We start from the raw sequence: 15,262 nt of genomic DNA on the forward strand, positions 1-15,262 counted from the left end.
GTGCAAGCAGCCTAGCCTACTCGGGAATACGCGCCGCAGCAGCGCTGCAAATACCCTCAACACAGCAGGGGCACCCCCGGCGTGGTGCATATATCTATGATTTTTCGACGGTTTTACCCAGGCACGGAGAAAAAAAATGTACCACAATGGACACTATCGACCTTGCCTCATGAGCGCAGGCTCTATATATTCGTCCACCTGTTGCGCAGGCTCTGAGTACTTTCTTTGTTAAAGCACCTTCCTTCGTGACCCGCTTTATAGCGCTACCGCCCGAATGGCGAAATTGGTAGACGCATGGGACTTAAAATCCCCCGTTCGTAAGGACGTGCCGGTTCGATTCCGGCTTCGGGCACCAAACAAATCAAGGGCTTGCATGAGATTCTTCGTGCGGGCCCTTTGTTTTTTGCACCGCAAAAATTCAGACCGCTCCGCAATTCTGTTTTTTACCCCTTCTCTGTCTTCCTGCCAAAACGGGCGTCATTCTCCTGCGCAAACACAAAGCCCAGCACTAGGCCGGGCTCGGGGGTTATCACACCTGATTTCCAGACAGGTAATCAGGTGTTGCGCGTTAGAAAGAACTCTTTGTCGAAGCCTTCAACAATCGGCATAGCAGCACGCAATCGTCGGTGGCCCTCTTCGCTAAGTGACACCAGATTTGCGCGATGATCTTGCGGGTTCACTTGCTTTTCAATAAGCCCGTCCTTACCCAGGCGGGATATGATTTGCGAAATATGCATGCGATCCATACCGGTAAAACTGGCGATTCCATGCTGAGTCACCTGCTCGCCCTCTCTAGTCAGCCAACCACTTACAGCCAGGATAGCGAACTGTGGCTGGGTAAGCCCCAAGGGCTTCAAGCGGACATTAAGTTGACGCTGCCAGTCCAAAAAGTCGCGCCAGAGTCTGAATCCTGGGCTGTCGCTTGGCCCCACGAAGGCAGAACCACTCCAGTTCTCCTCGACGCCGTCCTTGCTCACACTCATAGGGAGCTTGCCCGGGCTTCACTGGACTTCTTAAGCCCCTGCATCGTATTGGGTAACGCTGCCTGGATGGATCTACCTATCAGGTATCGAAACAGAAAGCTCAATGGCCCGGAGAATTCAACCCAGTGAGTTGCGACAGTGCCCCCCTCTTTTTCCATGAGCAGGTGCCCGAATTCCATGCGACATAACGGCAAACGGCTTTGCGCCGAAAACGACTTTTCTTCGGTCATCTCAACAATCTGAATGCCAGCCTTGGGCCCTACCCTGGGTTTAAGCCAACCTTTGGCTCCCAACTTGAGACCGCCAGGCAAGCTGGCACTACTCACTTCTGGGTCCCAGTCAGCCCACCGTCCCGCATCCCTATACAAGCGGAACACTTGCGCGGGGGTCGATCTGATTTCAATAGACTCTTTGATTTCCATGGCCTTTGCCTTGCGTCTGTAGGGTCAAAATAATTGTAAATGCATTTACAATATAAAACCACACACCAGGAACGGCTGATAAAAATCGCTACAAACACGATCCTCTTAGGACTCAGCTCCAGAGTTGGACTCCCTGCTCATCACCGGCAATACAATAAGCACACCGCCGAGATACGACTCAGGCTCAGTGGCCAGCTGGGGCATACAACGGTCGTGATGATCGAGATTTACATCCGGTCAAAGGGGCATCGCGCTCTGACTGCCAGGCGAGCCCCGAGGGTGCTCGTTGCAACCGTTAAAAACACGCCATTACTGAAAAAACGCAACCCGCAGAAAAGACATTGTGTTGTTTCGAAAACAAATGTTATGTTGCTAACAGAAGGCGAGAAAATGACACGCCGATAACAATCACATGCTTGGCGTGCTCCTATGTCCCCGGAAAAGAACAGTTTTCTTCAGTTGCTGGAACATGAGTTCTCCAACCTGACCCCCACCGGCAAGCGCATCGCCAGTTATTTGCTGGGCAATCCGCAGCAGTTGCCGTTCGAGTCTGCCGACAGCATTGCCCAGCAGGCCAGCACCAGCGGCATTTCCGTAGGCCGGTTCTTGCGCTCGCTGGGTTATCAGAACCTCGATGAGGTCAAGCAGAGCCTGCGCGGTGACGCACCCGGCTCCTGGCTGATCACCGACCGCATCGGCGCCTTTCGCGCCGAAAACACCAACGACGATGCCCTAGAACGCTCCATGCACCGCGAAGTCGAGGCCATCCAGCAGGTTTACGGCCTGGCCCGCAGCGACGCTTTTGCCCGTATCGTGCAGCGCATTCATCAAGCCGATGCGGTGTTTATCCTCGGCATCCAGTCCACCCGCGGGATTCTCACCGCGTTTCACAGCCACCTCGAATACATCCGCCCCAAGGTCTATTACGTTGACGGCCTTTCCGGCATCTATGCCGAAACCCTGAACTCCGGCTTTGCCAACCCCTACGCGATCATTGCCGATTTTCGCGCCTATTCCAGCGTCACCCAGACCTTCTGTGACGCCGCCATCGACAACGATTTACCGCTGGCCCTGATCACCGATCTGCAGTGCCCATGGGCCCGGGACTACCCGACCCTGGATCTGTTGCAGATCAAGACCGATGTTGGCCAGTTCTGGGATTCACCGGCCCCCCTGGCGTGCCTGCTTAACCTGTTGGTGTCGGCCGTCGCGGAAAAATACGGCGAGCATCTGGATGCACGCCTGGCCAAAAACCGTCAGTTGCAAAAAGCTTTCGGCCAGTTCGAAGGCTGAGCCCCTCGCCCAAAACAAAACAGCACTGGAGTGTTTGTGTGAACCAAAGCGTTGCAAGCCCGAGCCCGCTCGTTGATATCGATGCCGAGCAGTACCAGGTGCAGATCGAGATGATCTATGCCACCGCCGACAACCTGGCCGGCAAAGTGATCTACCCCAACGCCCGCTGCCAGCTGCATCGCGATGCCGCCCAGTGCTTGCGCAAGGCCGTCGAGCTGGCCAGCCTGGCGGGTTTTACCCTGCGTATCTATGACGCCTACCGACCGCCCTATGCACAGTTTTTGTTATGGGAAGCCCTGCCCAATGGCGACTACGTGCGCGACCCGCACCTGGGCTCCCATCACAGCCGCGGCGTCGCCGTGGACCTGACCCTGGTGGACAGCGACGGCCAGCCGCTGGACATGGGCACCGCCTTTGACGCGATGCAAGACCAGTCCCATCAGTTCTACCCCGACCTGCCGGTCAACGTGCAGCGCAATCGCCTGCTGCTGCTGGGCATCATGCTGATCGCCGGGTTCCACGCAATTGCCACTGAGTGGTGGCATTACGAGTTGCCCAACGCCGACGACTACCCCCTGATCAACGAATGATACGGCCCACGAAACCACAGAGTTTCGAGGCCAGCGCCACTGTTTGAAGACAACAAGAAAACGCTGCACACCTGCTTGACCTGCTACTGCCCGGTTATAGATTCCAAAAATAAACCTACTTCCAGACATCAAATGTTGAAGGAAACCGGCATGACCCTCACTGATACCGTGACCCGCACCACCGCTTCACGTACCCGCTCACTGCTGCCTGGCCTGCTCTGCGCCGCCCTGAGCCTAGGGGCCTGGCAAGCCGCAACCGCGGCCACCGCCCAGGACACGCTGATTATCGGCAAGCCTGCCGACCCGCAGACCCTGGATCCGGCCGTGACCTTCGACAACAACGACTGGACCATCACCTACCCGTCGTACCAGCGACTGGTGGGCTACAAGACCGACGGCGAAAAAAGCAGCACCGAAGTCCAGGGTGACCTGGCCGAGAGCTGGACTGTGTCGCCGGACAACCTGGTCTGGGAGTTCAAGCTCAAAACCGGCAACAAGTTCGATGACGGCACTGAAGTCGACGCCAACGCCGTCAAGTTTTCCTTCGATCGCCTGATGACCCTCAAGCAAGGGCCGTCGGGTGCATTCCCGGAAGACATGGTGGTCGCAGTGGTTGATCCGCAAACCGTCCGCTTTACCCTCAAAACCCCGTTCGCACCGTTCCTGTTTACCCTGGCCCACAATGGCGCGTCCATCGTCAACCCGCTGGTGGCCAACAAGGGCGCTGAAGCCAACGCCTGGCTCTCCAGCCATACCGCAGGCTCGGGCCCATACCGTCTGGCCAGCTGGCAGAAAGGCCAGTCCCTGACCATGGAACCCAACCCCCACTACGCCGGGGCCAAGCCGGCGTTGAAAACCGTGGTACTGAAAATCATCGCCGAGCCTTCGGTACGCCGCCTGCAACTGGAGCGCGGTGACCTGGACATCATCGAAGACATGCCTGAAGACCAGCTCGGCTCACTGGCCAGCAAGCCAGGCGTGGTGGTCAAGGAATACCCGTCGCTGCGGGTCACCTACCTGTACCTGAACAACAAGCAGGGCCCGTTGACCAACGTCGATGCGCGCCGGGCCATCACCGAGGCCGTGGACTACAACGGTATCGTCAAGGGTATTCTCAAGGGCAAGGCCGAATTGCTCAACGGGCCGATCCCGGACGGCATGTGGGCCTACGACAGCTCGCTGCCCGCCATGAAACAGGACATGCAGGCGGCCGCCGACAGCCTGGCCAAAGTGCCGAAGAAAATCACCAACCTGAGCTACATGTACTCGGACAAGGACGCCAACTGGGAACCGATCGGCCTGACCCTGCAAGCCGCGCTGATGCCCCTGGGCATCAACCTCAAGCTGGAAAAGACCGCCAACGCCACCCTGCGCGAACGTGTCGGCCAGGCCGACTATGACATCGCCGTCGGCACCTGGAGCCCGGACTTCGCCGACCCCTACATGTTCATGAACTTCTGGTTCGACTCAAAAATGCAGGGTCTGCAGGGCAACCGCTCGTTCTACAGCAACCCCCAGGTCGACACCCTTATCCGTGAAGCGGCAACCACCAGCGACACGGGCAAGCGCACCGAGCTGTACCAGCAGGCGCAAAAACAAGTGCTCGCCGACAGCGCTTACGTTTACCTCTTTCAAAAGAGCTACACCCTGCCAATGCGTGATTCAGTCAAAGGCTATGTGTTCAATCCCATGCTTGAGCAAGTGTTCAACCTGGGCAGCATGAGCAAGTAAAGCTGCTGCTGCGTGCGCGCCGGCAATGGCGCGCACGGTTGTGGATTTCTGTCGTTAGAGTGACTGAGGTGCCCTATGGCCTTCCTGACGTTGTTGCGCAAGCGCCTGCTTGGCCTGTTACTGGTCGTGTTCGGTGTCTCGCTGATTACCTTTACCATTTCCCACCTGATTCCCGGCGACCCTGCCCGGCTGATCGCCGGTGACCGGGCCAGCGATGCGCTGGTGGCCGGCATCCGTCATCAACTGGGCCTGGATTTGCCGCTGTACCAGCAATACGGCCGTTACGTGCTCGACCTGGTGCAGGGCGACCTGGGCACCTCGATCCGCACCAATCGTCCGGTGCTGGAAGACTTGCAGGCGTTCTTCCCGGCCACCCTGGAACTGGCACTGGTGGCGCTGTTTCTGGCCATCCTGGTCGGCGTGCCGCTGGGTGTGCTGTCGGCGGTCTATCACAATCGTGCCATTGACCAGATCGCCCGCACACTGGCCGTGACCGGCATCTCGACCCCGGCGTTCTGGCTGGGCCTGGGCGCCATCGTGCTGTTTTACGGCCACCTCGGCTGGCTGCCTGGCGGCGGGCGTTTGTCCGAAGGTCTGACACCACCGTCGACAATTACCGGCTTCTACCTGATTGACGCATTACTGGCGGGTAACTTCAGCCTGTTTGTCGATGCACTCAAGCACCTGATCCTGCCCGCAGCCACCCTGGGCTTTGTGACCCTTGGGGTTATCTCGAGGCAAATTCGTTCTGCCATGCTCGACCAGCTGGGCGAGGACTATATCCGCACCGCCCGCGCCTATGGCTTGTCGAAATGGACCGTGATCCTGCGCCACGCCTTGCCCAACGCACTGATCCCTTCGGTCACGGTGCTCGGGCTGACCCTCGGCGACCTGCTCTACGGTGCAGTCCTGACCGAAACCGTATTCGCCTGGCCGGGCATGGGTGCCTATGTGGTCAAGTCGATCCAGTCCCTGGATTTCCCGGCGGTGATGGGCTTCGCCATCCTGGTGTCGTTTATCTATGTACTGCTGAACATGGCCATCGATCTGCTGTACCGCGTGATCGACCCGCGCATCGGCGAGGTGAATTGAAATGTCCGTGCCTTTGACCGCAATACCGCGCCCGCAATGGCGTGAAAAGCTCACTTACCTGACCTGGCAGATCCGCCGCAGCCCGCTGACCATGGCAGGTCTGCTGATCACCCTGATGGTGGTGATGTGCATGATTTTCGCCCCCTGGCTGGCCAGCCATGACCCCAATGCCCTGAACCTTGCCGAGCGCTTGGCGCCGCCTTCCGCCGAGCACTGGTTCGGCACTGATGAAGTGGGCCGCGACCTGTTCAGCCGGGTACTGTACGGCAGCCAGCAATCGGTGGGTGTCGGTCTGTTCGTGGCCTTTGCCTCATGTTTTATCGGCGGCCTGCTGGGCTGTTTTTCCGGTGTAATAGGCGGACGCTTCGATGCCCTTACCATGCGCCTGATGGACATCATGCTGTCGGTGCCGTCGCTGGTGTTGATCATGGCCCTGGCCGCCGCACTGGGCGCCAGCCTGTTCAACGCCATGCTGGCCATCACCCTGGTGCGGATTCCGTCCTATGTGCGCCTGGCCCGCGGCCAGGCCCTTGGCATTCGCCAGATGGGCTACGTGAAAGCCGCCGAAACCTTCGGTGCCCAACGCTGGCACATGGTCCACTGGCATGTGGCGCGCAACGCCATGCCACCCTTGCTGGTGCAACTGAGCCTGGACATCGGCAGCGCCATTCTCATGGCTTCGGCCCTGGGCTTTATCGGCCTGGGCGCGCAACAGCCCACGGCGGAATGGGGCGCGATGGTCGCCACGGGGCGCAATTACATCCTCGACAACTGGTGGTACTCGACCTTTCCGGGGCTGGCGATCCTGATCACCGCCACCGGTTTCAACTTGCTGGGCGATGGCGTGCGCGATCTGCTCGACCCGCGGCAACAGGGGAAATGACCATGACTCACTCGCAACCGGTACTGGCCATCGACAACCTGAGCCTTGAGTTCCCGGCCTACAAGAGCAGCGTCAAGGCGTTGAACGGCGTGTCGCTGCACGTCAACCCCGGCGAGATTGTCGGTGTGGTCGGCGAGTCCGGCTCGGGCAAATCGGTGACCGCCATGCTGAGCATGCGCCTGCTGCCCGAACGCAGCTATCGCATCACCTCCGGCAGCCTGAGCATGCTCAACCGTGACATGCTCAGCGCCCCTGAAAAGGACCTGCTGAAAATTCGTGGCCGCGATGCGGCGATGATCTTCCAGGAGCCCATGACCGCCCTGAACCCGACCCGCCGCATCGGCCGACAAATGCTCGATGTCATCATCCACCACCAGAAAATCAGTGCTGCCGCGGCCCATGCCAAGGCTGTCGCCCTGCTGCGCGACATGCATATCGCCAGCCCCGAGCAGGTGCTGGAAAGCTACCCCTTCGAGCTGTCGGGGGGCATGCGCCAGCGGGTGATGATTGCCCTGGCTTTCTCTTGTGAGCCACAACTGCTGATCGCCGACGAACCCACCACTGCGCTGGATGTGACCGTGCAACGCCAGGTGCTGCTGTTGCTGCGCGAAAAGGCCCGACAAAAAGGCACCGCCATTCTCCTGATTACCCATGACATGGCGCTGGTGTCACAGTTCTGCGACCGGGTCTACGTGATGTACACCGGCGCGGTGGTGGAACAGGGGCTCACCGCCGATGTCATGAGCCACCCGCAACACCCTTACACCCGTGGCCTGCTCAGCGGCCTGCCGGAGATGGTCGAGCCGGGGCAACCGCTGCTGACCATCCCCGGGCAAGTACCCAACCTGGCACGCCTGCCCACCGGCTGCACGTTCGCCGAACGCTGCGTGCATGCCATGCCGGTGTGCGGTGAACGCCCGGTGCTGAGCGCCATCAACCGTGACGAACAACGCAAAACCGCGTGCTGGTTGCCGCAACAGGAGCTTTCGCAATGAACAGCGCACTGATCTACCCCGTCAAGCAGAGCGGCCCCGAGATTCTGAAACTTGCCGATGTGCGCGTGCGCTTCCCTGTCAGCAACGACTGGCTGGGACGTCCCCGGGGCTATGCCCACGCACTCAATGGCATCGACCTGCAGGTACGGGCCGGTGAAACCCTGGGCATCGTCGGCGAGTCGGGTTGCGGTAAAAGCACCCTGGCACAATTGCTCATGGGCCTGCTCAAACCCAGCAGCGGCGAACTGAGCTGGGCCAACGGCAGCAAGGGCGAAGGCAGCAGCAACGTGCAGATCGTGTTCCAGGACCCGCAATCGTCGCTCAACCCGCGCCTGCCGATCTGGCGCATCATCACCGAACCGCTGTACGCCCGCGGCATGCGCTCGCGCGAACAAATGCGCAGCATTGCCGCCAAAGTGGCGGCTCAAGTGGGCATTCGTCCGGAATATCTGGACCGTTTCGCCCACCAGTTTTCCGGCGGGCAACGTCAGCGCATCGCAATTGCCCGGGCACTGTCATCAGACCCGGACATTATCGTTCTCGATGAGCCAACATCTGCACTGGATATCTCGGTGCAGGCGCAAATCCTCAACCTGCTGGCCGAACTGCAGCAGGCACGCAACCTCACCTACATACTGATTTCCCATAACGTATCGGTGGTACGCCATATGGCCGACCGCGTGGCGGTGATGTATCTGGGGCAAATCGTCGAACTGGGCAACGCCGCCCAGGTGCTCGATCAACCGCGCCATCCCTATACGCGCCTGTTGTTTGAAGCGGTACCGCGCCTGGGTGTGCCCTTGCTGGCCGAGCAGGTAGCGGCGCCCACCGAACTGCCGGGCAACCGCAAACTGCCCGAAGGCTGTTTCTTTCTCGAGCGTTGCAGCGCCAGTCGTGAAGGCTGCAAGCAACCACAGGTGATGCGCGGCGGCGAGCACCAGCGGGTGCGGTGCCACGTTATGGGCTGAAAGCGCTTTGCGGGCAGGCTCGCCGAACCGGCACGGATGCCGGTAGCGCCGGATATAGACCCGGTATCCGGCTTGGCCACAACTCAAACCAGCCGTTGTATCTGCTTATGCCGCCACACGAGTCGGTAATAAGCCGTCTGTAGCACCAGCATGGCCACATAGGTCACCGGGAACGCCATCCATACGCCTTGCAGGCCAAAGTGCGCATCCAGCATATAAGCCGCTGGCAGCTCGATGCACAGCACGCAAAAAATCGTGATCGCCATCGGCACCAGCACCACGCCACTGGCCCGCATGATCCCGCCGATCACTGCCTGGAAGCCAAACACCAGCACGCTCCACAGCATGATATGCAGCAAGTGCTCAGCCCGTACCCGCGCCTCGACATCGGTGATGAACAGGCCCAGCAACCAGTGCGACAGCACATAACCGAGCACCACCAGGGCACCGGTAAGGCACAGATTGATCAGCAGACCGGTGCGCAGGATCGGCCCGATACGCTCGATGCGTCCGGCACCAATGGCCTGGGCCCCGAGGATCGAGGCGGTAATGGCAATCGACAGCGCCGGAAACTGCACATAATTGACGATCTGGGTCACTGCGCCATAGGCCGCCGTAGCCTGGGAACCGTGACTGTTGACCAGCGCCAGAATCACCAGTTCGGACAGCGACAGCACCACCATCTGCACCCCGGTTGGCAAGCCGATGCGCAGCACCTTGCCCAGGATCTCGCGGTTCAGGCGCAGCGCGGCCCAGAGTTCACGGTCAGGCGCCATCACATGTTTTTTATGACGCAAGCGCAGGACCAAAAACAGCATGGCCAGTACGTTACCCACCAGCCCTGCATAGGCCGCACTTTGAATGCCCAGGGTTGGCAAACCGGCCCAGCCCAGGATCAGCGCAGGGGTCAGCAGCAACCCCACCACCGTGGAGACCATCAGCGCCAGCAACGGCGAAACCGTATCGCTGACCCCACGCAAAATCTGGGTAAAGAGGATAAAGACCAGCAACAACGGCATGATCAGCATCATCACCCGGGCATAGCCGACGGCCTCTTCCAGCACGTCAACCGGGGTGCCCAACGCCAGCAGGGCCGGGCGCGCCAGCAGGCTGCCCAGCACCGCGGCAACCAGGCCGATCACCGCGCCAAGGGTCAGGGTTGCCCCGGTGATCTGCTTGACCAGTACGGTTTCCCGCGCGCCCCAGGCCTGTCCGATCAGCACCGAGGCACCGGCGCCCAGACCGATGACCAGGGCGATAAAGAAAAACACGATGGGAAACATCCCCGACACCGCAGCCAAGGCCTGGGTGCCCAGCAATTGGCCAACGTAAATCCCGTTGAGGGTGCCGGAAAAGCTCTGCAGGAAATTGGACAGGACCATCGGCGCCAGGAAGATCAGGTAGATCTGCCATAGCGGCCGTTGTGAAGGGGTTTGCATGGAAAGTGAGTCCCGGAAAATAACGACGTGGGGTTATACCGCATATGTAACTTAATATTGAAGCCAATCCGCCCTCCTCCAAAGCCCCGGGCAATGGCCTTAGATCTGACTTTTCTAACAGCTGGCTGAACATGAAGAAATATTAAGAAACGTTTCAGCTTTTTCGAGGCAAAATGTGCTCACCGATAAAAAAGACCATCAGGTGGCGGTATGACCCGTATTTTGACCATTGAAGACGATGCCGTAACGGCGAAAGAAATCGTGGCGGAACTGACCAGCCACGGCCTGGAGGTCGATTGGGTCGCCAATGGCCGGGAAGGTCTGGTGCGCGCAGTCAGTGGCGACTACGACCTGATCACCCTCGACCGCATGCTTCCCGAACTGGACGGCCTGGCGATTGTCACCACCTTGCGAACCATTGGCGTGAGCACACCGATCCTGATGATCAGCGCCCTCTCCGATGTCGATGAGCGCGTGCGCGGCCTGCGGGCCGGGGGCGATGACTACCTGACCAAACCCTTTGCCAGCGATGAGATGGCGGCCCGCGTGGAAGTACTGCTGCGGCGCAAAAGCCCGGCCGACAAATACGAAACCTCGCTGCGCGTCTCCGACCTGGAGCTCAACCTGATTACCCGCGAAGCCAGCCGCAGCGAACAACAGCTGAGCCTGCTGCCCACCGAGTACAAGTTGCTGGAATTCCTGATGCGCAACACCGGGCAGATCCTCTCGCGCATGATGATTTTCGAGGAAGTCTGGGGCTATCACTTCGACCCGGGCACCAACCTGATCGATGTGCACATCGGTCGTCTGCGCAAAAAAATCGATCCGCCGGGCCAGGTGCCTCTGATTCGCACTGTTCGAGGCTCGGGTTATGTCATTGCCGAACCCCTCTAAGGGCTGGCGTTCTTCCAGCAGCCGGCTGCTGGCGCTGTACAGTTTTCTGTTTGTGGCCTGGAGCTGCATCCTGATGGGAGTGCTGTATTACGAAGTCTCGGACTACCTGGGCAACCTGGCCAGACACTCCCTGATGCAGCGCCAACACCTGTTTGCACGCTTTGAGGGTGAGCAACTCGACGAAGCGCTGGCCACCAGCATGACGTTCGATTTGCGTACAGTGGATGCCTATGGCCTGTTCGATGCGCAACACAGGCCGTTGAGCGGCCCGATCCAGACCATCCCTGCCGGGTTGCCTCTGGACGGGCAGATCCATGCCTTGAGCACCTGCATTGACTCCGACGACCCCAATCTACCGCAAGACAGCTGCGATGCCGTAGCCACGCACACCAATGACGGGCGCTGGCTGGTGCTGGTGCGCGATAACGGCTCATTGTTTGCCGTAACGCGGATTATTCTGCATGCGCTGTTCTGGGGTGTGTCGCTGACCATCATCCCCGGTATTGCCGGCTGGCATTTGTTGCGCCGCCGCCCGCTGCAGCGCATCCGGTCGATTCAGGCCAGTGCCGAAGCAATTGTCGCCGGCGACCTGACCTACCGTCTGCCGCTGTCCAACCGCCGTGACGAACTGGACATGCTGGCCGCCATCGTCAACGCCATGCTCGATCGCATCGAACTGCTGATGCACGAGGTCAAGGGTGTGTGCGACAACATTGCCCACGATTTGCGCACCCCGCTCACCCGCTTGCGCGCCCAGCTGTACCGGATGCGCCAGCAAGCCGTCGAGGGCTCGGCCGAGGCGTTGCAGCTGGACGAAGTGATCGGCGAAACCGACACCCTGATGGCACGCTTTCGCGGTTTGTTGCGCATCTCGGAACTGGAAGATCATCAGCGTCGTTCCGGTTTCCTGCAACTCGACCCGTTGCCTCTGTTGCAGGAGCTGTACGATTTTTACCTGCCGCTGGCTGAAGAGGGTCAGGTGACGTTGACGCTCGAAACGCCAGCGGCCTTGCCTGGCCTCACGGGCGATCGGGCTTTGTTGTTCGAAGCCCTGTCCAACCTGCTGAGCAATTCGATCAAGTTCACCCCGCCCGGCGGCGAGGTGATCCTGCGGGCGACCGACGACAATGGCAGCCCGCTCATCGAAGTGCTCGATACCGGCCCCGGCATCCCCGAGGCCGAACGGGTGGCGGTGTTCCAGCGCTTTTACCGGGTTGATGACAAGCACAGCGGCTTTGGCCTTGGCCTGTCCATCGTCGCCGCCATCGTCAACCTGCACGGCTTCAGCCTGGAGGTGAACAACCGCGAGAGCGGCGGCGCCCGGCTGACCCTGCATTGTCGCCAGAGCCTGATCAATCCCGGCTGACCGCGTTGCCTTTAATCGCGAGCAAGCCCGCTCCCACATGGACGATGCACATCCTGTGGGAGCGGGCTTGCCCGCGATTGGGGGGCACCACGGTGCTCCCGCAAAAAAACAATCCTCTGGCTCGATAGACACAACTTGGCACACTTTTTTCTTGTTATTTGCCGTTCGCAGTTCTTTCTCTGGAATCACAGCTTCCAGGGGGTGTAACCGCACCAGTTGCGAACAAGGGCGGTATAGCCGTCCATATTCAGTGCAAAGACCGACCAAAAGTCGCGTCAATGACCCGCTGTCATAAGGAATAACAACGATGTCTGATGTGTGCACGCCAACCCTCTCCCTGCATTCCCCCTATTTTTGTGCCTTGCGCCTGCGCGGCCAGAACGCCTGTCCAGGCACTGACACTTAGTCTGCCCAGCCTCTGAAGCCCCGCCTTGTGCGTACGGGCGACGGATAGCCACCTCCTGTTTTTCTGCGTACCCCCTGCTTGGCCGCCCTTTAAGCAAGTGCGGCAGAAGCGGCTCTTTTGGCATTGTTTACAAGACAGGTATGTCATGTCCGAATTTGACGCTATAACCGTTCCTCCCAATCGGCCGTGGGCCCTGGTATGGCATTACATCCGCCTGTATCCGCGCTGGTATTGGGGTATTACGCTACTGCAAGTCGGCGCGGCGATGGCTGCCACGTTGATGCCCTACGCCATTGGCCGCATCACCGGCGCGGTCAGTGAAGGCGCCTGGCAACAAGGCGACCTGTTGCAGGCCAGCCTGCCCGCCCTGGGCCTGCTGTTCGCCCTGGCAGTGGTGCAATTGCTCTGTGCCAGGGGTGCCACGCTGTGCATGATCATGGTCAGGCCCCTGCAGAAAATTCGTATCGTGCGCGACATGTTTGCCTATCTGCAGCGTCACTCGGCCCGTTATTTCGGTGAACACTTTGCCGGTAGCCTGGCCCACCGGATCAATGAAGGCACCATCGGCCTGCTGGAAATCACCTGGCTGCTGATCGTGGAAATGCTGCCGATTGTCGCGGTGCTGGTCACCAGCCTGGTCATGCTGACCCTGGCTTCGCCCTGGTTGGGCCTGGGCCTGCTGGTCTGGGTAGCGGCGTACACCTGGCTGGCGTATCGGTTGTCGCTCAAGGCACAAAAACTCGCCGCCAGGCATGCCAGCGCGCGCAGCCTGACCACCGGCAAGATTGTCGATGCGGTGGGCAACCTCAACAGCATCCGTCTGTTCGCCCGCCAGGATTACGAACTCAACTACCTGAACCGCTACCAGATCGAGGAAAAACAGGCCGGACAACGTTCCTTCTTCTATCAGGAAAAGGTCCGCATGCTGCAGGACAGCCTGGCCATTGTGTTGCGCGTGGGACTGGTAGCCCTGGCGCTGTACTTGTGGCATCTGGGCAAGATCGATGTGGGCCAGTTTGTGATGGTGGCCACCCTGGGCCTGATGATCGTGGCGCAATGCAGCTTTTTGAGCATGCAGTTCATGCATTTTTTCGAGTGCATCGGCAATATCGAGAGCAGTATCGATACCCTGCTGCAACCCCATGAAATGCCCGATCAGCACAGCGCCCAACCCGTCAATATCGAGAAAGGCGCCATCCGCTTTCGCGATGTCAACTTCGGCTATAGCCCCGACAGGCCGATCTTCAAGCACTTCAACCTGGATATTCGGGCCGGGCAACGGGTGGGTATTGTCGGTTTGTCCGGCTCGGGCAAATCAACGTTGCTAAGTTTGCTGTTGCGTTCGTACGATCCCCAGGGTGGCAAAATTGAAGTGGACGGCATCGATATACAGGCCATGACCCAGCAGTCGCTGCACACCCATATCGGCTTGATCCCCCAGGAGCCCGGACTGTTTCATCGATCCTTGCGCGAGAATATTGGCTATGGCGATGTGCATGCCGGTGACGCGCAAATTATCCTGGCCGCCAAGCGCGCCCATGCCCATGAGTTCATTCTGCAAATGCCCGAAGGGTATGACGCCCTGGTCGGTGAGCGCGGGGTCAAGTTGTCCGGTGGTCAGCGCCAGCGTATCGCTATTGCCCGGGCACTGTTAAAGAACGCGCCCATCCTGATACTGGACGAAGCCACCGCCAGTCTTGATTCAGAAACCGAAAGTCTGATTCAGAACAGCCTCGACGACATCATGTCGGACAAAACCGTACTGGTAGTAGCTCATCGCCTTTCAACTATCGCCCATCTCGATCGCATTGTTGTATTGGACAAAGGGCAGATTGCCGAAGATGGCACTCACCACCAACTACTGGAACGTAAAGGCCTGTACTACCGACTTTGGCAACATCAGTCCGATGGATTATTGAGTGAACAAGATGAACTGAAAGATGACTTGCCAGTCACGGAAAAAGCGTAACAGCCCCTCCCCCCATATTATTCAGTTGCTTTTCCGCAACACTAACTGCCTGGTACGTTTTACGTTATTACTTGATGATAGTTGCCTATAAGCACCTGCCCACCGACATTCGGCTGGCCGGTGCTTTTTTATTTGCCATCGGTAACATCGAGGGGGTGCGCTCCCTGATGGCACACGCTTCCCAGCCTGCCAGCCATAGGACCCGACAACTGCACTGTTAGTTGGCAGTCA

At 59.3% G+C, this 15,262-nt stretch carries 13 protein-coding genes and 1 tRNA gene; 11 read left to right on the forward strand and 3 right to left on the reverse strand.

Features of this window, described 5'->3' with window-relative positions; all coding sequences use genetic code 11:
- The first annotated feature begins 268 nt into the window (after nucleotides 1–268).
- Nucleotides 269–355 (forward strand) — tRNA-Leu (locus ACP7BE_RS05685).
- Nucleotides 356–554: 199 nt separating this feature from the next.
- Here the strand turns inward: ACP7BE_RS05685 and ACP7BE_RS05690 are convergent.
- A complete protein-coding gene (locus tag ACP7BE_RS05690; protein WP_426105084.1) occupies nucleotides 555–983 on the reverse strand; it encodes a MarR family winged helix-turn-helix transcriptional regulator in 429 nt (142 codons plus the stop codon).
- Nucleotides 980–1,405, reverse strand: coding sequence for an SRPBCC family protein (locus ACP7BE_RS05695; RefSeq protein ID WP_150628152.1), 426 nt, complete (start codon nucleotides 1,403–1,405; stop codon nucleotides 980–982). The genes ACP7BE_RS05690 and ACP7BE_RS05695 overlap by 4 nt, the downstream gene beginning before the upstream one ends.
- 429 nt (nucleotides 1,406–1,834) lie before the next feature.
- Here ACP7BE_RS05695 and ACP7BE_RS05700 point away from each other — a divergent pair, with 429 nt between their 5' ends.
- From ACP7BE_RS05700 to ACP7BE_RS05730, 7 genes are all read left to right on the forward strand, one after another.
- Nucleotides 1,835–2,698, forward strand: a complete 864-nt coding sequence (locus tag ACP7BE_RS05700) for a MurR/RpiR family transcriptional regulator (protein WP_095018640.1) — start codon at nucleotides 1,835–1,837, stop codon at nucleotides 2,696–2,698.
- 38 nt (nucleotides 2,699–2,736) lie between these two features.
- On the forward strand, nucleotides 2,737–3,288 hold the full coding sequence (ddpX, locus tag ACP7BE_RS05705; protein ID WP_095002831.1) for a D-alanyl-D-alanine dipeptidase: 552 nt from the start codon (nucleotides 2,737–2,739) through the stop codon (nucleotides 3,286–3,288).
- A 150-nt stretch (nucleotides 3,289–3,438) separates the two neighbouring features.
- Nucleotides 3,439–5,019, forward strand: a complete 1,581-nt coding sequence (locus ACP7BE_RS05710; RefSeq protein ID WP_095018639.1) for an ABC transporter substrate-binding protein — start codon at nucleotides 3,439–3,441, stop codon at nucleotides 5,017–5,019.
- Nucleotides 5,020–5,094: 75 nt separating this feature from the next.
- Nucleotides 5,095–6,111 (forward strand): ABC transporter permease, encoded by a 1,017-nt coding sequence (locus ACP7BE_RS05715; RefSeq protein WP_095002833.1) that lies wholly within the window; start codon nucleotides 5,095–5,097, stop codon nucleotides 6,109–6,111.
- A gap of 1 nt (nucleotide 6,112) precedes the next feature.
- Complete coding sequence (gene ddpC / locus ACP7BE_RS05720) at nucleotides 6,113–6,994, forward strand: D,D-dipeptide ABC transporter permease (protein WP_095026689.1); 882 nt, start codon at nucleotides 6,113–6,115, stop codon at nucleotides 6,992–6,994.
- 2 nt (nucleotides 6,995–6,996) lie between these two features.
- Complete coding sequence (locus ACP7BE_RS05725; RefSeq protein ID WP_426105088.1) at nucleotides 6,997–7,989, forward strand: ABC transporter ATP-binding protein; 993 nt, start codon at nucleotides 6,997–6,999, stop codon at nucleotides 7,987–7,989.
- A complete protein-coding gene (locus ACP7BE_RS05730) occupies nucleotides 7,986–8,957 on the forward strand; it encodes an ABC transporter ATP-binding protein (protein WP_095002836.1) in 972 nt (323 codons plus the stop codon). The genes ACP7BE_RS05725 and ACP7BE_RS05730 overlap by 4 nt, the downstream gene beginning before the upstream one ends.
- A gap of 83 nt (nucleotides 8,958–9,040) precedes the next feature.
- Here the strand turns inward: ACP7BE_RS05730 and ACP7BE_RS05735 are convergent, their stop codons facing one another.
- A complete protein-coding gene (locus ACP7BE_RS05735) occupies nucleotides 9,041–10,396 on the reverse strand; it encodes an MATE family efflux transporter (protein WP_426105091.1) in 1,356 nt (451 codons plus the stop codon).
- Between the two features lie 210 nt (nucleotides 10,397–10,606).
- Here ACP7BE_RS05735 and ACP7BE_RS05740 point away from each other — a divergent pair, with 210 nt between their 5' ends.
- From ACP7BE_RS05740 to ACP7BE_RS05750, 3 genes are all read left to right on the forward strand, one after another.
- Nucleotides 10,607–11,290, forward strand: a complete 684-nt coding sequence (locus tag ACP7BE_RS05740; RefSeq protein ID WP_016780653.1) for a response regulator transcription factor — start codon at nucleotides 10,607–10,609, stop codon at nucleotides 11,288–11,290.
- Complete coding sequence (locus ACP7BE_RS05745) at nucleotides 11,268–12,656, forward strand: sensor histidine kinase (protein ID WP_095002838.1); 1,389 nt, start codon at nucleotides 11,268–11,270, stop codon at nucleotides 12,654–12,656. The genes ACP7BE_RS05740 and ACP7BE_RS05745 overlap by 23 nt, the downstream gene beginning before the upstream one ends.
- 551 nt (nucleotides 12,657–13,207) lie before the next feature.
- A complete protein-coding gene (locus tag ACP7BE_RS05750) occupies nucleotides 13,208–15,031 on the forward strand; it encodes an ABC transporter ATP-binding protein (protein WP_095039033.1) in 1,824 nt (607 codons plus the stop codon).
- Nucleotides 15,032–15,262: the final 231 nt, after the last annotated feature.

The organism is Pseudomonas sp. TWR1-1-3 (genome assembly GCF_049896805.1).
In the GTDB taxonomy this organism is placed as follows: Bacteria; Pseudomonadota; Gammaproteobacteria; order Pseudomonadales; family Pseudomonadaceae; genus Aquipseudomonas; species Aquipseudomonas bubulae.